This is a genomic window from Dyadobacter ginsengisoli DSM 21015 (genome assembly GCF_059568735.1).
In genome coordinates this window covers 1,578,349-1,597,090 of record NZ_JCANTY010000001.1, presented here as the reverse complement: position 1 = coordinate 1,597,090, position 18,742 = coordinate 1,578,349, and the positions used below count along the sequence as shown (strand labels likewise).

The following is an 18,742-nucleotide window of genomic DNA, read 5'->3' as shown; positions in this document are numbered from 1 at the left end:
GCTTTTTGACCTAATTATTCGGCATACAGGCTTAAATGGGAGATCACGGAATCGGGTTTCTCGAATTTCACGTGGATCTTTTCATTTTCGTGCACCTGCCGCAAGCCTTCCAGCAGGATTCTATCATCCTTTTTAAGACCGGACGAAACAGCAAAAATGTGGGGCAACTCGGCTGCAATGGTGATTTCCCGTGACTGGATCTTGTCGTTCTTATCCAGTACGTACACATATTTCTTTTCGAGTACTTCGAAAGTGGCTTTCTGGGGGATCAGCAATGCCTTTTCGAAGGGCACGCTCACCAGTACATTGCCTGTTTCGCCATGGCGCAGCAAACCTTTGGGGTTCGGGAATGTGGCCCGGAACGCGATGTTACCTGTTTCGTTATTGAAATCCGCTTCGATCGTTTTGACAACACCGGTGTAACCGAAGATTTTCTGATTGGCCATCTGGAGTTTTACCTTCAACAGATTTCCATTGTCTGCGTTCGTTTTGTAATCCAGGTACTCGGCTTCCGGAACGTTGAAGTACACCCACATTTCGCTGTTATCCGATAGGGTGGTGAGGAGGTCGCCTTCGTCCACCAAACTTCCGAGCCGCACCTGGAAATGGTCCATGATGCCACTGAACGGCGCACGGATCTCGGTGAAGCCGAGGTGGGTCTGGGCAAGGCCCAGTTCCGCTTTCGCCTTATCGTATTTTGCCTTGGCTAATTTCAGCTCGTTTTTGGAAACCACATTGCTGTCGGCCAATGACTTGGTATTCTGGTATTCGATTTCAGCAAAATTCGCCTCTGCCTGGGCTTTTTGCGTCTCGGCCTGGTACACCAGCGGCATGATCTGGAACATCAGCTGGCCCTTTTTCACCATCTGACCTTCGTCCACATATATTTTCTGCAAATAACCGCGTTCCAGCGCCCGGAGCTCGATATGGCTGATTGCCCGGATCTGACTTACATATTCCTTGGTGATGAGGGTGTCTTTTTCTAATGGGCTTGTGACCAGGTATTTAACCTCTTCTTCTTTTTCTTCCTCGTGTTTTGATGTACAGCCTGTCTGATACAACAACGCGCCCAAGCTCATGAGCATGAGAATTCTTTTCATGATGATTTCTGTAGTTAGCACAATTTGAATTTTTGATAGTTTCTGTTCGTATGGGTGTGCCTGACGGCACGCAATAGCTAGTCGTGCGCTTCCCGGGGGGACCGGGCCACAACCGGAATGACAGGCCGCAACGACGCCTGTAGTAATGCGGAATCAAATCCTGAGTACGCGGAGTATCAGGTATAGGTGAGAGGAAATAAGGGAACCGAACCTCTGTTGGGGCCGGGTTCTGGAAATACTGAAAAAAGGAAAATCGCGACGTGGCGTATAGCCTGGTGTCAGGAAGCCGTTGGCTTTTGTGTGTTTTTTGAGAGAAACCGACTCCGTAGAATCCTCTTCTTTTTCTTCCGAAAGCACTTTGAGAAACTCTTTCAGCTTCCTGGCGGCATCGGGTAAACGGAAAACCAGATTGTGATCGTCCGCCGCCTGTACAAAACTGGGGTGCTCCGATCCTGCAAGGATCCGGATCGGAGCAGAACAGACTGAGCCATCCTGCGAACCCGCATACATATTGCTGTATCCGTCCACCAGGAGAATGCACAGGGGCAGGAGATATTTCAGCAATTCTTTAATCATGTCAGGGGGCTATTGAGTCTTTTGTATAATTTGAAGGCCTTAAATGCGGTCTCTATTTCAAGTATTTGATAATGAGCGTGCGTTTAGATGTTACCGGATATTGCGTGGGTTTTGAAATTGTTCTTTTCATAGGAGCACTGCTGCTATACGCATACAAAAACCGCACTTCATCCTTAACGCTGTGTTAAAAGCATGTTAAAAAGAGATTAAAATCGTCGAATGGCTATTGCGCTTGATCCTGCGGCAGCGGAGCGTGAATGTTTTGGATAAAATATTCTTTTAATTATTACATTATTGGTTACATTTAAAAGGTTGGTGCAAAGCCGCGTGTTGGCGCAAAAGCTCCTGCGTTAAGCCGCGAATAGTTTGTCATGAAGGAAGACCTTCTCGCCACTTTTAACATACCGGTATGGATTTAAGAAGGTTTTGTTTTTTGCTGAGTGTATGGCCTGGGTTGGTTTATGGACAGCCCAAAACGACGGTATATCCCGATACGCTTAAAACCGCTGCCCGCACGATCGGGATCAGGTTCAATTTTATGGCTGCTCCGGAGATATTTCCGAAATTCGATTCAGATACAATCGATTGTGGATCAGACGGGTTTCCGGGCAAGACGGTGACCGTTTACCTGGCTGGGGATTCTATTCAGGTTGCCAATCGTAATTTCCCTTTTGACGAAGCGCATTTATTCCCTTTACAGCTTGCAGGCAGAAAGTACACGCTGAGATTAAGGTACAATGGGGTGTTTCATTACTTCCCGGACGAATATGTACGGGAGCACCGTGGCCGCACATTCGTGGAGATTCCGGAAACATTCGAGCTGGCGAATATACTGCTGATGCTCTCGCCTGCGGGCCAGAAAGCGGGAAATATGCTCAAAAGCGGACGTTATCACGATGAGGTGATTGCGTATTTCAAGCCCTTTATGGATCACCCTGTTTTCAAGGCGCTTGATTTTCCGGGAGCCCGGTACATGCACAATTATTACGAGTTCAGGGAGAATAGCATTTGCTATAATTTTGAGGGTGATGAGCTTGTCCCGTCCGAGTATTTTTTTGTCTATGGGGAAGATCGCTCAGATTATTCCAATGCATTCAGGAACAATCTTGACCTGATCCGGGACTTTGCCAAACAATCGAATTTCAGGGGTTTTTATCAAAAGCACGCATCTTTTTACCAGCAACAGACTGACAAACAACGGGACTGGACCAACCAGGCCGGCATGAAGCAATGGCTTGAAAAGCAGTTTCCAAAGCGAAAATTTGACACCTCGAAAATCGTGTTTTCACCCATTATTGTTGCCAGCCATAGTGCGCAGCAGTTTTACGGATTTCATAACACTTTTCATTTTAGCGAGATGGTCATGTTTGTAAGCGGCCCTGATGTATACGATCAGGACGCGGGACTTACCGAACAGCAACGGCGGGGACTGATTGCGGGAATCGTTTTTACTGAAATGGATCATAATTATGTGAATCCTACAACCAGTGATTACGGAATGGCTATTGACAGCATATTTTCGAAAAGGGATTTCTGGACTGCGAAAAACCAGTCAGGTTTTTATCAACTTCCGGAATCGCTGTTCAATGAATACATGACACACGCACTTTTTTCGCTGTATGTTCATGACGTTTTTGATCCTGCAACCGCGGATTTTCTCATAGCGAGAAGAGAGAAAATGATGATTGATCACAGAGGATTTTCTAAGTTTCGCGAATTCAATGCGGCATTGATGAAGATGAAAAAGGAAAACGCGGACACCAGTGTATCCGCGTTGTATCCGAAAATCATCGATTGGTGCCGGTCGTTTGCAAATCGCTAGCGCTGCTGGTGCAAAGCTCCTGCTTTGCACTGTCCGCGAATACTTTGTCACGAACTAAGACCATCGCACTATTTTGCGAAAGATGAATGTTGTTCGGCTTCTTCGAGATAGTGCCTGCCCCGGTTACGATAAGCATGTAAGCCAATGCTGATCAGGACAATGGCCGAAACCGTGAGCGCCGAGACAACGACGACCGGCATGGTGCCCCAGTTGGCGACGGCCACCGCCACCAATGCCCACACACCGACGATTGCCGACTCGCGGAGGTTGCGCAGCCAGGTAAGGGCTACGTATGCCGCCCCTGCCACGAGTATCATCAGCACCGCCCAGCCTACGGGCGTGAGCCCAAAAGTATTCCAGCTGTTTTTGGTGAGGTATGCAGAGATGTTGGCGATGAGCGCCACAGAGATCCAGCCGAAGTAGATGGCGAACGGCCACCAGGTGACGGCGATCTTTTTGATGGGGATCAGGTCGAGTTCCATGCGTGTGCGTACAATAATGCGCCAGAGCGAGAGCAGGAGCACGGTCATGATCAGTACAGATGTGCCCGTGTAATCATAGAGCCAGGCGATCACCCAAAGCGAGTTCGCGGCACAGGAAATGACAAACAGCCAGCCTATTTCTCCTACGATGTCTGGTATTGGTTTCCTGCCTGAAAGTCCCTGCGCCTGGTAAATGACGAATGCGGCGAGTCCCAGGTAAATCAGTCCCCAAATGGAGAATGCATAGCCCGAAGGAGTGAAGAAGCTTTGATAGCGAGCCGATACACTGGCCATCGTGTTGTTATTGAAAATGCCGGTGTTCGAAAGGTAATTGATGACCACTGTAACGATCAGGGCAATGATATTTGCGACTTGTATTGTTTTTTTCATCACTACGACGGAGTTTCAGGTTTGATATGCCTGTGGGAATATCAAAAATTATGCCGCGGATTATCAAAAAAGGACGCCACCTGACCGGCAACGCCCTTTCCATTCTATTCTAGCACCCGTATAACTAGTCTTTGGCAAGCATTCCCGGATAGACCGTGCCGTCAGCCGATGGAAGATCGATGTGGAGCAGCTTCGCGATCAGCGGGGCGATGTCCTGTAAACTCATTTCCGGAATTACAGCACCTTTTTTGATGCCACGGCCAAATGCGACAAAACCCGTCTGGATCTCCTTGAAATCCGGGAAAAAGCCGTGCGTTCCACCGCTTGCCGCGCGCACGAACTCGCCGGTGGCCGCATTACCGATCGTAAACCCTTGTTTCGGGGCCAGAGCCAGCGCCGCATTCGGGTCGGAGCCCACAGCGTCCAACGCAGCACGGTTTTTGACCTCGAACATCGCTTTCTGTGCTACGGGCAGTTTCGCGAGCGCCGCTTTTACTTTTTCAAGCGTTTGGGTATCGTCTTTATCTTTCAAATGCAGGAATGAGGAGCCGCCCGACGCATGGAAATAAGCTTTCCATGAAGATGGATTTTCAGGATCGTACAGCCCAGCCTGCGTAAGGAGCACATTGGGTGAAAGCGACGAATGGATATCCACAAACCCGTGGTCACCGGTGACGATCACCGTCGTTTTGTCCTGGATACCCGCTTTCTCGATGGCTTCGAGGATGGCTTTGATACCGCGGTCCACGCTGGTTAATGCGGCCCGGACCTTGTCGCCGTCGCGGCCCTGTTCATGCTCGAAATGATCTACGGCCACGAGGTGAACAGCCAGGAACGAAGGCTTGTACCTGCGTATAATGTAGGCGCTTGTGCGTGAAAGGTTATCGTCGATGCTCAGGTACTCGCCATCGAAATCGATCTCTTCCAGTTTGCCGGTGGCATTCTGCTGGATTTCCTCGTAAAATCCTTTCGGATGCGAGTTTTCGCTGAGCGCTTTGGTCATATTGCGCTTGCCACCCTTTGTTTCCGGCAAATACCAGTATTCAGGAATATTATAATTGGCAGGCCCGCCGAGTGATACCGGCCAGAAAACGGAGGCGGTGGTTAGCCCTTTGTCCTTTGCCGCACTGAAAATCGTGGGCACTTTGATGGTCTTGTAATCCCAGATCCATTTGCCCGTTGCTTCCAGCGGTTCGGGAGGCGTGTTGTAATAAACGCCATGTTTGATCGGCTTTACGCCGGTGATCATGGTCGTATGCGAAGGGTAGGTGACTGTCGGGAACACACCGGTAACGCCATCGGCATAGGCGCCCGTTTCCATTCCCTGGCGCAGATTCACCATCGACCACGAAGGATCTTTGTAAAATTCAGGCCGCAGGCCATCAATGCTGATCAGTATCACGTGGGAATCCTGGGCCCTGAGGCTTTTCAGGGAAAAAGTGGAAAGGGTTAAGAGCAGGATTAATTTTTTCATCAATAATTGCTTTGAAACGAAGGCCTCCCTTACAATGTAAAAGCATTGCTCGGGAGACCGGGTGATTGGAATCGGAATGGATCAGAAAGAGTAACGCAAGCCCACCTGGATCTGGTAAGGGCTGCCGTTCAGGCCGGATACGCCTGCTCCTTTATTGACGTTGTACACGAATTCCTGTTTGGCTTTGTCAAAACTCTTGATCGTGTAAAGGTTTTGTTTATTCAGGTTGTAACCTACGCCCCAGTCTTTGTTGAGCAGGTTTGTCAGGTTAAAAATATCTACGGAAGCCTCGATACCATGCGATTTGTAGATCTTGAACTTCTTCCCGAGGCGAACGTCGAAAACGCCGTAGAAACCATTCACACCACCATTGCGCTCGGCGATTTTACCGGTGTTCTCACGGATGTAGGTTTTGATGCTTTCTTCCGCTTCGGGGTTGTCCAGAATCGCCTTGATGCCCGTACGGATATACTCGGGCGTAGCCGGGCTGTTCGCATCGTACACATAGGGGAGGTCATTCGACGATACGAAATCTCCGTTCATATTGCCGGTCACCGCGAGTGAGTAACGTGTACCGCCGATACCCGAATAGCGTACACCGAATGTTACACCCCAGAAGCTCGGAGCCGTACCGTACACAACGACCTTGTTGCGGAACTGGTTATTGGCATAGCTCATGCGGCTCAGGTCACGCGGGTCGTCGATCACCATCTGGTCGAGCGTAGCGGTGTTGGCTACATTACCATTGTAGGAAGTGTTGTCCTTTGCATCGTTCCAGGTATAGGAAGCGGTGATCTGCCCGTCGCGGAAATACTTGAAAGTCCCGTCGATCACGAATGCATACTGGTTTTTCTTACCGTCGCTGACGAGTTCGAGGACCCGGCCGACCTGCTTGGTTCTGCGGCTGTTGAGCCAGTTGGTGGCGCCGTTGCTCGCATTGATGCTTTCGGAAGGAACATATACGCCGCGATTGGCCTCAGCACCGATCCGGAAGAATGGCTCGTCGACCATGTTACGGTCGATATACATGTAGTTGTTACGGGCCCACGATGCATAACCGCTGACGCCGATACGTAGCCGGTCGCTGAAAAAGTGATTATAAGAGAAATTGGTTTTATACAAAACAGGAACCTTCGCATCCGGGCTGTTGGTGTTGATCGTGATCAGGCGTTCGATTCCCGGGATATTGAAAAGCTCAGCACCGGGAGCCTTGCTCGGGTCCTGACGGTACAGGGGGAAATTCGGGGAAGGGACGAGGTCGCCCTGGATTTCTACCGAGGCTACTTTGGAGCCGTCGAACAACATATTGTTCACCATGGAATACGGGTTCAATGCCGATCCGAAGATACCCGCACCGAAACGGATCACGTCTTTGCTCTGCTCGTTTACATCCCATGTAAACTGCACACGTGGCTGCAATTGAAGTGTGTTAATGCGATTATTGGTTTCAATGCCCAGTTCATCGAACACCACCTGGCTGAAATTCGCCCGGTTGAGGTACACGGTATTGTCCAGTCGCAAACCCGCGGTCATGTCCAGCCCAACGCCGAGTTTGGTATCCATTTGTGCATACAAACCGGTGCTCAGGGACTTCACCTTGTTGCTCTGATCTTCATTCAGGTAAATTTCGCGGGCATAGCGGTAAGGTTTCAGGTTATTGAAATTATCGATTCCCGTGAAATAGAACCGGCCGTTCATTTCGCTGCCGTAACGCGAGTGCATCAGGTTGTACATCAGGTCGATGCCGAATGTGAAATTGATCTTTCCCGTGTTGTAATACAGATTGTCAACCGCCTGTACCACAGTTCCTTTGAACCACTCCGGGGAAAAACGCTGCCCGCCGATCTGGATCGAGTTCAGGTAAGTAGCTGTTCCGGCAACAGATTCCACGTTTTCGACGATTGCGCGCGGGATGCCTGCCGCAGGAAGCTGGGAGCTGGGAAGCACCTGTACATCTTCGTAGAAATGCTGCACTTTCAATTCATTGGTCACGCGGGGATTCAGCGTGGTGCGGAGCGACGCCATGAGGCTGTTGTCGAATTTTTTACGATCGATATACGATTCGTAAAAGTTGATACCCGAGTTATCGCCTTCCGAAAGGTTATCCTTCTCGATCACCATGTTGTTTCGGATCGTCAGGAGGTTTTTGGAGTTCAGCTGCCAATCGATTCGGGCAAAAAGCGCGTCGGTTCCCTTGGCTTTATCAAATGCCCCGAATTGAGCTTCCCTGGAAACACCATATTTATCGCGTGCAATGCCTGCGAAGCGTTCGAGGGTAGCGTTGGTAACCTTGTTGGCAGCCTCGTCGGCAGGGCTGAGGATATTCGCAATGTAAAGCGGACGTGAATCGGCCTGATGGTCCCAAGCCACGAAAAAGTGTGCCTTGTCCCTGATGATGGGCCCGCCGAGCGAGAAACCGTACTGGTAAGTCGAGAACTCCTGTGTTCTTTTGTTTCCGCGAAGGTCATACTTGCTAGAAAGTGCGTCATTACGCATGTAAGTGAATGCACTACCCGAAAGTTTGTTCGTCCCCGATTTGGTAACGGTGCTGATGGTACCACCACCGGCACGGCCCATGGTCACGTCGTACTCATTGGTTACCACCTTGAACTCGCGGATCGCTTCCATGGAAATGGAGTAGGCGCCCGACGTACCGCCACCGGCAATGGTACCACGCGAAGTCATCCCGTCGATGGTGTAGTTGGTAGAGGACGCCAGCTGTCCTCCCAGGCTGTTTCCGTTGCTCAGCGGCGAAAGGTCGACGAGCGTAGCGAAGTTACGGCCGTTCACAGGTAACCTGGCAATGTCTTTGGCTGTTACCGGTGTGGATGCGCCCAGCGTTACCACCGTGTTTTTCAGTGAATTGGCCACAATTTCTACTGCCTGGAGTTCATTGGCCGCGTTTTCGAGGCTGAAATTCAAGCGAAGCTGATCGCCCTGATTGAGCGCGTAGCCGGTTTTTTTCTGTTCGCCAAAGCCCACAGAAGAGACGGTAATGGAGTAAGGGGATCCGAGGGGGAGCTGCTTGATAATGTAATCGCCATTCACGTCGGTTACGGTACCGGTACTGAATCCGGTCGATTCATTCTTGACAAAAACGGTTGCGCCCACCACCGGGCCCGTCGCGTTTTCGGAAACTTTTCCGGTAATGGATGCCTCATTCCCCTGGGCAAGGGCGGCAGGCCCGGCGAGCAAGAGTAATGCGCATATTCCGAGAAATGCAGTAATTAATTTCATCATTTTGCTGTTCGTTTGGTTATTGGTACTTTCTTTCAAATGCATTGCAGGTGCCGCTCCGGCTGTGTGCCGGCTGGATGAGTGATAGTGTGCCGTCTCGCCCCATGCCGGATGGTACGAACCGTGACAGATTAAACAGAAATCAAGCCTGCTGTCGCCTGATCTTATACGTATAGAGAAAGGGGAAGGGAACTGCTGAATCCGGGCACAAATGTAGGTGTGCAATGTTATCGTTTCATTAACGACACATTACGCTTGGATTAACTTAATGAAAGAAAATGAAAGGAATTGAAATAAATAGAAATTTAAATAAAGTAACCAGTTGATGCGAATTATATGCTGGGTAGTTGTCCTGATGCTGGGGCAGACCTCTGGCTTTGCGCAGGCGGATGTCGTGCGCAGGCTCATCCTGATCGGCGATGCCGGTGAAATCAATCCTAAACAACACCAGGCGCTGGCAGACGCGGCTACTCACGTGATTCCGGGAAAAACGGTGGTCATGTTTCTGGGGGACAATATTTATCCCCACGGAATGGGTTTGCCGGGAAGCGAGGAAGAAGGCCGCACACAGTCGGTCATACGCTCGCAATACGCGCCCATGCGGGCAGCGGGTGCAACCACTTATTTTGTGCCGGGCAATCACGACTGGGATAAGTCAGGGAAACAGGGGCTTGCCAAAATCCGTCGCCAGGGCCATTTCCTGAAAGAGCAGCATGACCCCGGGCTGGCGATGATTCCCGCTGACGGTTGCCCGGGACCGGTGGAGATTCCAATGGGGGATAGTCTGCTCGTGATTGCGTACGACAGTGAATGGTGGCTTTTCCCACAGGAAAAAAAAGTGGCCGGCGACACCTGCGAATGCAATTCCAAAGCGGATGTATTGGCCCGGATGCAGGAGATCAAAACCAGGAACGCAGGCAAGTTTATGATCGTAGCTTCGCATCATCCCTTCCGTAGCTATGGCACGCACGGCGGAAAGTATAGCCTTAAAGACCACATTTTTCCTTTAACGGCCGTCAAGAAATGGTTGTACGTTCCTCTGCCGGTGATCGGTTCGTTGTACCCCTTGCTCAGGTCCACGTTCAGGAACCCGGAGGATATGGGCCACGCCTGGTATCGCGAGTTGATCAGTCAGGTCGGTGGTGTGTTTGCCAACCAGCCGGGTGTCGTTTATGCCGCAGGACATGAGCATGGCCTGCAACTGATCCGCGACGGCATTACGCAGGTAGTCAGCGGCTCCGGAGCGAAACATTCCTATGCCAGGAAAGGAAAGCATTCCCTTTTTGCAGATGCCAGGCAGGGATTTGTCACCATCGATTTGCTGCAAAACAAGAGTCTGCTGATTACCTATCATGCCGTGAGCAACAAAGCAATGCGGCAAGTATTCACTCACACTGTCACTTACTGAGACCAGGCATAGGCGGTCTGGTCGGGCGCTTTGGAGGCTACGCCCGATTCCAGGTCGAGGCGGAGGTGAATTTCGAAGACGGCGGTACTATCGATGATTTCCAGCCGGTACCTGTCGGGATAGAGCAGATCGAGGCGCCGACGCACGTTTTTCAGGCCGATGCCACCGTAATGCATCGCTTCGGCTGACCGGATCGGCGATACGCTGTTGGACACGTAAAATTCAAGCTGTTCATTGCCGGTGCGCAGGCGGATTGCGATTACATTGTTGCGGTCGCTGTCTTTGGACACATGCTTGAAGGCATTCTCGATAAAAGTCATGAGAATAAACGGCGCGATACCGAGGCCAGCGGGTACGGTTTGATCCAGGTCGGCCTGCACGCTTACGTTCCGGTTTTGCCGTAACTTCTCAAGGGCGATAAAGTTGAGAAGGTAGTCGATTTCCCGGTCGAGCGGAATCAGATCGTCATTGCAGCCGTACAGATGGTGGCGCAGCAGATCGGAGAACCGGGCGAGCGACGTGGAGGCGATATCAGGGTTTTTGTGGATGAGGAAAAATATGGAATTGATGCTGTTGAACAGAAAATGAGGATTAAACTGGTGTTTGAGAAAGCGTAGTTCTGTTTCCAGTTTCTCTTTTTCGAGTAGCTTTTTCCTTTTTTCAGTTCTGATCCAGTTCCGTGTAAGTTTGATGCTCATGGCCAGGGTCATGCTCGCCAATGTGGAGGGCATCGCCTCCCCGAAAAAGTAGAAAAAGCAATTTTTTCCTAAACCAAATAGCGATTCGACCGTCTGGTGAGCGACCACAGCACTCACATAATAGCCGGATACGATCAGCAAAGCGGTAGCCAGCAATGTGACGGCCAGGTAACCGAGATAGCTTCTCAGTTTTCCTTTTTCAAGATAGCGGGGGATCAGGAAATATAGGTTGAAATAGACCGCGGCCGCCTGTAAAACCACGTAAAACAAAAATTTGATGGCATAAGGCGAAAATACGATACTGTGCGCAGCTTTAAACGGATTCCCCATGGCTACTACCCACCACAAATAGTGGTACGCCAGCCAGAACGGAATATGGTAGAGTTTGGAAACTACTTTCTGCATCCCCTAATTTATTCAAAGATTTGCGAGTAAAGGCAATTTTCTGATCCGCTTTCCGGTAGCGGCGAACCACGCATTCGCGACAGCAGGTGCTATGGGCGCCACGCCCGGCTCACCAACACCGCCTATTTTTCCATCATCCTCGATGATATGCACCTCGATATCCGGCGCTTCATCCATTCGCAGCATGCGATAGTCATGAAAATTACTTTGCTTCACGCTGCCGTTTTCGAATGTAATTTCTCCGTAGAGGGCGGCGGTGAGTCCGTATACAATGCCGCTTTCCATTTGGGCAATGATGCCATCGGGGTTGACGGCCAGGCCGCAGGCGATCACGCAGACGACACGATGAACGCGTGGCGCATTGTTTTGCATTGAAATTTCGGCGACCTGCGCGACTACGCTTCCCATCGCTCCATGCACGGCTACCCCGCGAAACCTCCCGGCAGGTAACTGCTCGCCCCATCCGGCCTTGTCCGCGGCAAGGGTCAATGCGGCCAGATGTCGGGGATGATTGGTGAGGAGTGCCTTGCGATAGTCAACAGGGTCCTTCCCCGCACGGCTGGCCAACTCGTCGATGAACGTTTCCATTACGAATGCCGTGTGGGTGTTACCCACCGACCGAAGCGGGAGCACCGGCACATTGTTGGAAGTAGTGTGCAGGTAAACCGCGTGATCGGCGATGCCGGAAAGGTAAGGCGAGCCGTTGACGCCATCCAGAGAGCTATAATCAAGCCCGTTGGGAGCAATGTCCTTTTCCAGGGGCGTATTTACGAACAGGGACTGACCCACCACATGATGTTCCCAGGCAACCGGAAGTCCTTCCGCATTCATACATGCCTTGACTGAATGGAGGTAAACAGGCCGGTAGAACCCGCCCCGGATATCATCTTCCCGCGACCATATGAACTTGATCGCCTTTCCGGTGGCCCTGGCAATGTGAACGGCTTCCATCACCCAATCGGAACCGAGTGAGCCGCGCCGGCCAAAGCTGCCGCCCAGAAACGGTGTGTGGAGTATAACCTGTTCGGGACGGAATCTGAGAAAATCAGCCACTTCCTGCTGGTGGAGGGAAGGAGACTGGGTTCCTGTCCATAATTCACACTGGTCAGCGGTAAGTTTTACCGTGCAGTTAAGTGTTTCCAGGGGTGCGTGTGCGAGGTAGGGGAAGAAGTACTCGCATTCGACCACCGCATCGGCATTCGCCAGGGCTGTAACGACATCGCCGTGTGACTGGCCTGTTATTTCGGGTTGTAGGATTAATTGCCTGTAATTTGCTGTTAGCGTTGCGATTTCGGGATTCTGTTTTCCGGCTGTATCCCACACAACTTGCAATGCATTGCGCCCCTGCATAGCCGACCAGTAATTGTCGGCAAGGACGGCCACTCCCGCCGGAATCCTGACCACATCGCGTACACCCGGTACGCTCAGGGTTTTGGAGGCGTCAAATGAGCGGACGGTTCCGCCAAACACGGGGCATCGTTCCAGCACGGCGGTCAGCAATCCGGGAAACCGGATATCGATCCCATATTGTGCTTTTCCATTGATTTTGTCAGGAATATCCAGTCGTTGGGGCGAGCGTCCGATCAGTTTCCATTCGTGACGGGGGCGGAGGCTGACTTTCGGGACCGGAAGGCGGGAGGCAGCCTGAGTCAATGATCCGTAACTGAGCCGGTGAGTGCCAGCCAGGACGTAGCCATTCTTCGTTTCGCATTGATCCACGGAGATTTCGAGCCGGTCGGCGGCGGCCTGTACGAGCATCGTGCGTGCAATGGCGCCGGTGGTCCGGAACCGGTCGAACTCCGAGCGGATGCTGTCGGAGCCTCCCGTTGAAAGTACATAAATGCTCTCTTCCGTTTGTGCCGGACCAATGATGCGGTGCCGGACCTTTATCTTTTCCCAATCGCAGTCCAGTTCTTCGGCAATGAGCATCGGCAAAGTAGTCCAGATGCCCTGTCCCATTTCGACCTTATTGATAATGATATGAATGGAACCATCACCGTCGATGCGTAACAATGCATTGGGTGCCAGACTTTCATCAGCCTCCCCATGCCTTTGTGCGCGGTTGGGTACGAAGAATGAAAACAGCAGGCTGCCTGATGCCAGCGCGGTCGTTCGAATAAAGTTGCGACGCGTCAATCGGATTCCTTTCATGGGAGTTTTGCGTCCTCTCCGAAATGGTTAAGCCGGAAAGTGCTGGGTAAAAGAACAACCCGGATGGCGAAAGGGGAAATTATTTTGATAAGCTTACATCCCCGGCGTACGAAATGCAGATAGAGCGGTGTTCATCGATCCCGTTTCCGCTTGAATTTTTTTACATTGACCCAAATAACGGGTCCGGATTTCCATTGGGACAGATCTACAAAAGCAGATTCCGGGACGACGGGGCCTCTTCCCCACGGGCGTACATATCCGTAGGACGGCCTGCGCAGGAGCTCGGTGTCTTCCTCATCCCGGACGGGATCGTTGTGAAATACGGTGGAAGTTGTTCCATTCGGATTGAAAACGACCGAAGTATTGCCGTTGCGGAAAGCAGTGGAATGCGTTCCGTTTGGATTCACGATGATGGACGTGTTGCCGTTATTGAAAGCAGTGGAATGCGTCCCATTCGGGTTAACGATGATCGACGTACTACCGTTATTGATAATATGAGAATGTGTCCCGTCCGAATTGACCGCAACGCCCTGCGCGTGGGAAACCAGCACGAGGCTCAGCATTGCCCATGTCAGTCCTAGTTTCATGTCCAAATTGCGATGATATGATGTAACCAATTTAAACATAAAAAATTGATTTGAAATATCCTCCAATCAATTTTTCAGGGTGGCGACATCGGCCAGGATTTTAATGCCGCTCTGCCTCATGAGCTCGCTGGCATTGAAATCCGTACAGATGCCAGCGGTGAGATGGTAATCGAAGGAAATATTTCCATCCCGGATCTTACTGTTAAAGCTGAAATTATCGATCATCAGGTCCTGGGTCAGGTTAGCGAGGTCGAGGTCATGGGTCGAGATCATACCGAACGCATTGAGTTCACTCAATTGCCGGATCAGCGATACACCACCCCGGAAGCGGTCCTGCGAATTGGTCCCTTTGAACATCTCGTCGAGCAGGAAAAAGATCGGCTCACCGCTGTCGACCAGTTTCAAAAGCAGTTGGATCCGTTGCAGTTCGGCGTAGAACGACGATACAGATTCTTCGAGGTTGTCCTGAGTACGCATGCTCGTGAATACGCGCAGGTGCGAGAGTCTTGCTTCGGTTGCACAGCAAGGGGCGCCCATCAGGCCCAGGACCAGGTTAATACCGACGGTACGCAGAAATGTACTTTTGCCCGCCATATTGGAGCCAGTGATCATCGTAATGGCTCCGCGGCCCTGTAACCGGAAATCGTTGCAAACCCTGCCCCGGGATCTGAGCAAAGGGTGTCCTGCCGCTTTAAAGTCGATCAGGTAAGGGTCGTTAGTGATTTCAGGAAGGGAAAAACCGGGGTTTGCGTGGGCAAACCCTGCCATGCTGCACAGGGCCTCCCATTCGCTGACCGCAGAGATCCAGCCACGGATCTGGCCGCGGTTGCGAAGTTTCCATTGTTCCGACCGCAGGATCAGATGGATGTCGAGCAGCAGGAGTTTGTTGATAATGCCGTAAAACTGATTGTTGCCGATAGTCCGGTGATTGCCCTTTTGCTGAAAGATTTCCAGTGTTTTTTTCAGGCTTCCGATTTCCGCGGCTGCCGGATGCCCGCCGACGGTCAGAAGGGAACGGAGCGCTTTCAGTCCTGACGCGTGAAACTGACTTTGGAATATCACTTCAATCAGCGATTGGTAGCCGCCCAGGATCTTGATGTTTTGCTGGGTGTTGAGGATAATGCTTTCTGGCAGGTCCCGGACCGATTTCAGGAAAAAAGAATTAATGAATATCATCGCCGCGAAAGGCAGCCAATGCAGCCATGATGTTTCGGCGGTAAAAAATATCAGCTTATAAATCGCAAAGGCGAAGGCTGTGATCGTAAGACATGCCAGCAAGAGGCTGATGGCGAGGTATTTTGTGCGGGAGGGCAGGAGTTTTTCCGGATCGTCGACCCAGGCCAGTAGCTTTTGATAGTCACTGGCATTACTCTCAAACGGCATTCCTGCGGCCTGGAATTCCTGTCTCCATTCCAATTTTGCCGACAGTTCCCTCACAGCCTCCTGCCTCTTCAAGATGGTTTCCACATCGGCCGGCGTCGTCATCCACCGAGCGAGTTCCTTCGCCCCGGATTCGGTAGTGGTTCGGTTAAGAAGCTGGAAGAGTGAGTGTTGGCCAAAAATATCGAGGTCGGCCGAGTACCCATGGGTGCGATCGATGAAAGCAACGCCTGTCGGAAAGGTGGCGAGATTGCCCGCCTGACGCAGCAGCTCTGATTCATTGATCTGTTGGAGGAACGTATCGGATTGCCTGCGGGCCGCGAGGTGATTGTACCGCCGGAGGGTTAGTACAAATCCGCCGGCTCCCAGGGCCGCCACCGTCAGCACAGGACCCATGAGGCCTTTGGCTGCAAAAACGAGGATCAATATGATGGTAAAGAGAAATACCGCCAGGCGGATGTAGGAAAGAGCGTTCAGGTCAGGAGTCAGCCGTGCAATCGCGGCTTTATATTCGTCGACCTTGTCCTGGTAAATGTTTGTCATGAGGTTGGAATAGATTCTGGTTCCGCATTATCTTCTTCCCGAAGCGGATACCATATACGAAATGGGAATGCCTACGGCTACGACCACGATGGCGATGCCGAGGAGGGCTGAACGGGGATCGGGGAGCGGCATGCCTTCAAAGACAATCTGCAACACGCCGAGGTTCATCACCAGCCAGATGAAAATTCCGTACAGAATGCCCGACAGCAACCGGTGTGAGCGCAGGAATGAAAGTCCGGGAAAAACGAGGTAGTAAAACACCGTAAAAATAAACGCGATCAGGAAATGAAGGAGCAGGCCGGTAATGACCATGGCCGTGCCGCCGGAGTAGGCGGCCTTTCCGAATATCCCACTGGCGATGGACATAAGTATCTTAGCCGGGCTCGTTTTTTCGAGAATGATGGCATAAACTAGAAATGCCGCCAGGATATCCAGTGTTCCGGCTACGAGTGTGGCGGACAGAATGGTTTTCCGGCCTGATTTACTGATATTGAATATGCCCATGACCGATTGAAATACGATTGACGTTATTATTTCATAAAGACAGAATGGTCGGGAATCTGCTCGGCATGGGCAAATGCTTGCCGGAATTTTTTCTGTAAACCGGCCGCTTCCCTGGTTTTGCGCCGTGCCTGAAGGCTGTTGGCAAGGCCGCGCAGTGACCATCCGTTTGCGGGGTTAAAAATCAGGTCTTCGCGGTAGACTCTCTCGGCCGATGCCGGTTTGCCTGTTTTGAGCAGATACGCTCCGAGATACTGACGCGAGGGAAGCGGCCAGTCTTTGGGCTCGGTATAAATCAGTTTGTCTTCCAACGCCACGGCTTCCTCCAGCAATGCGATGCCTTTTGTGGCCTGTTTACTGTTCATTGCAATCACTCCTTCCAGCACTTTTTCGGCAATGCCGACCATTTGAACCGGCGAGTTGAACGGTACCCTCCTTTTTGTGAGCGTTGGGTCCTTCGCGTACCTTTTAACCAATTCAAGATGTACCCGTGCCGAATCGGGGTGCCCGGTGTTGGCGAACGCCATGCCTTTTGCGAAACCTGAAAGCAGGCTGGCGTAGGCCCATTGCGGATCAGGCGAAACTGAGTCCCGGAGAATCTGCTCCCATTTGCCCATTCTTACCTGTGCCATTATCGGCAGCATGTACAGGTACTGGTCATAGGTGCTTTCATGGGAGGGTTGTACACTATTCCGGCAGCGCAGCGCATAACGCATGGCTTCCTGGTACATACCCGCCGTCAGGGCGCAGTAGGTCTGCACCGCAAAATAATGCGGAGAGTGCCTGGTTAGGGAGAGGTTTTTAGCCAGCATATCATAATTGAGCAACGCATCGTCGGCCAGGTTGTTCACTTCAACTCCCTGTGCATAAAGTCCGTTGCGTTCGTATTCGTGGCTCGACATATGAACCATATGCGCAACACCGGGCAGGAGATCCCTCAGTGCCTCTGCGCTGGCCAGGGCCACGTCAGGGTGCCGCGATGCTTCTGTCAGGTGAATGTAATAATGCAATGCGGCCGGGTGTTTCGGGTTTACTTTCAGGGCTTTTTCACAGATCGAAACCAGTTCCGGCGTCCATGCTTTGGGTGAGCCGCTTTTGTTCCAGAAATCCCACGCGTGCATCAGCATCTGGGAATCTATATACAGTGCCCTGATCTCATTGTCATCGGGATAGCGGGTGAGTAATGTCTTTGTTTTTTCGGAATATGTCCTATTGAGCATTGCACGTTGGGCATCGGTAGGATCATCGGAGTAGCGGCTGTTCATCGCTTCGATCAATGCCTGTTCCTTTTCTGTGGCGTGGCCGGTCAGGTCGTTCATCTTTACAAGCACGCCCGCGAGTTCGGCGGGTTTGGTATAACTGTGTGCCGCATTATAATACGGTCCCATGGCCAGTGCCTGTCCCCAAAATGCCATCGCATTCAAAGAGTCGATCCGCCCGGCTTCGCGGAAAGATGCCACTGCTTCTTTGAAATGGTAGCCGTAGTACATGCTCAATCCCTGATTGAAATAGAACTGGGAGCTATCCGACTGCGTGGAAACAGTATAGGAATGGTTACCCCAACCCGGAAGTGCCCCCACATACTTGCCATTGAGCATGGGCGCTTCCAGCGTTTTGTAAGCAGGCCCACACACGGGGATCTCGGCCGTAGGAACGGTTTTGTTTTGAGATGGGGTCCAAAATACTAGTGCCGTAAGTAAGGACAGCATCGTGAAAGGGATGACAGTTTTCATTGTTTTTTCTGAGGTCAAACCCCAATATACTAATTTATTTCAGCCCGAAGTCGAAATAAATGGTACGATTCGCAGGTTAAAAGGAATGGTTTGCCGGCTTTCCTAAAAAATATGGCGGTGGCGCGATGATAGTAGCTCAATGTAGTCGAAAATATATCTAAATTGTATTTGAGAATGACCGGACGTTGTTGCAGCATTCGAATAGCTACGTTTATTATCTATCGTTATTGTGGTTCAATGTGTCGGGTCTCTGAC

General features: G+C 51.3%; 13 protein-coding genes. 2 read left to right on the top strand and 11 right to left on the bottom strand.

All coding sequences use genetic code 11. The annotated features are described in order from the left end of the window. Positions 1-14: 14 nt before the first annotated feature. Together BP71_RS06070 and BP71_RS06065 are read right to left on the bottom strand one after the other, a co-directional pair. A complete protein-coding gene (locus tag BP71_RS06070; protein WP_496377647.1) occupies positions 15-1,100 on the bottom strand; it encodes an efflux RND transporter periplasmic adaptor subunit in 1,086 nt (361 codons plus the stop codon). 153 nt (positions 1,101-1,253) lie between these two features. Further along, on the bottom strand, positions 1,254-1,676 hold the full coding sequence (locus BP71_RS06065) for a hypothetical protein (RefSeq protein WP_496377645.1): 423 nt from the start codon (positions 1,674-1,676) through the stop codon (positions 1,254-1,256). 409 nt (positions 1,677-2,085) lie between these two features. On the opposite strand from BP71_RS06065, the gene BP71_RS06060 reads away from it, so the two are divergent. Further along, positions 2,086-3,498: a hypothetical protein gene (locus BP71_RS06060; protein WP_496377643.1), complete on the top strand. Its 1,413-nt coding sequence runs from the start codon at positions 2,086-2,088 to the stop codon at positions 3,496-3,498. Between the two features lie 68 nt (positions 3,499-3,566). On the opposite strand, the gene BP71_RS06055 is transcribed toward BP71_RS06060, so the two are convergent. The 3 genes from BP71_RS06055 to BP71_RS06045 all read right to left on the bottom strand — a co-directional run bounded on the left by BP71_RS06055 (position 3,567) and on the right by BP71_RS06045 (position 9,084). After that, positions 3,567-4,370, bottom strand: a complete 804-nt coding sequence (locus BP71_RS06055) for a TspO-related membrane protein (protein ID WP_496377641.1) — start codon at positions 4,368-4,370, stop codon at positions 3,567-3,569. Positions 4,371-4,494: 124 nt separating this feature from the next. Further along, a complete protein-coding gene (locus tag BP71_RS06050; RefSeq protein WP_496377639.1) occupies positions 4,495-5,844 on the bottom strand; it encodes an alkaline phosphatase family protein in 1,350 nt (449 codons plus the stop codon). A gap of 81 nt (positions 5,845-5,925) precedes the next feature. After that, positions 5,926-9,084, bottom strand: coding sequence for a TonB-dependent receptor (locus BP71_RS06045; RefSeq protein ID WP_496377637.1), 3,159 nt, complete (start codon positions 9,082-9,084; stop codon positions 5,926-5,928). A 322-nt stretch (positions 9,085-9,406) separates the two neighbouring features. On the opposite strand from BP71_RS06045, the gene BP71_RS06040 reads away from it, so the two are divergent. Then, positions 9,407-10,489, top strand: a complete 1,083-nt coding sequence (locus tag BP71_RS06040) for a metallophosphoesterase (RefSeq protein WP_496377635.1) — start codon at positions 9,407-9,409, stop codon at positions 10,487-10,489. Here the strand turns inward: BP71_RS06040 and BP71_RS06035 are convergent. From BP71_RS06035 to BP71_RS06010, 6 genes are all read right to left on the bottom strand, one after another. Then, positions 10,483-11,592, bottom strand: a complete 1,110-nt coding sequence (locus BP71_RS06035) for a sensor histidine kinase (protein ID WP_496377633.1) — start codon at positions 11,590-11,592, stop codon at positions 10,483-10,485. The genes BP71_RS06040 and BP71_RS06035 overlap by 7 nt on opposite strands. 12 nt (positions 11,593-11,604) lie before the next feature. After that, positions 11,605-13,743, bottom strand: coding sequence for a xanthine dehydrogenase family protein molybdopterin-binding subunit (locus tag BP71_RS06030; RefSeq protein WP_496377631.1), 2,139 nt, complete (start codon positions 13,741-13,743; stop codon positions 11,605-11,607). Between the two features lie 131 nt (positions 13,744-13,874). After that, complete coding sequence (locus tag BP71_RS06025) at positions 13,875-14,330, bottom strand: hypothetical protein (RefSeq protein WP_496377629.1); 456 nt, start codon at positions 14,328-14,330, stop codon at positions 13,875-13,877. Positions 14,331-14,396: 66 nt separating this feature from the next. Then, a complete protein-coding gene (locus BP71_RS06020) occupies positions 14,397-16,253 on the bottom strand; it encodes a MutS-related protein (protein ID WP_496377627.1) in 1,857 nt (618 codons plus the stop codon). 27 nt (positions 16,254-16,280) lie between these two features. Continuing rightward, positions 16,281-16,757: a DUF1440 domain-containing protein gene (locus BP71_RS06015; protein ID WP_496377625.1), complete on the bottom strand. Its 477-nt coding sequence runs from the start codon at positions 16,755-16,757 to the stop codon at positions 16,281-16,283. A gap of 26 nt (positions 16,758-16,783) precedes the next feature. Next, entirely contained in the window at positions 16,784-18,487 is a 1,704-nt protein-coding gene (locus tag BP71_RS06010) for a tetratricopeptide repeat protein (RefSeq protein ID WP_496377623.1), read from the bottom strand. Between the last annotated feature and the right edge of the window lie 255 nt (positions 18,488-18,742).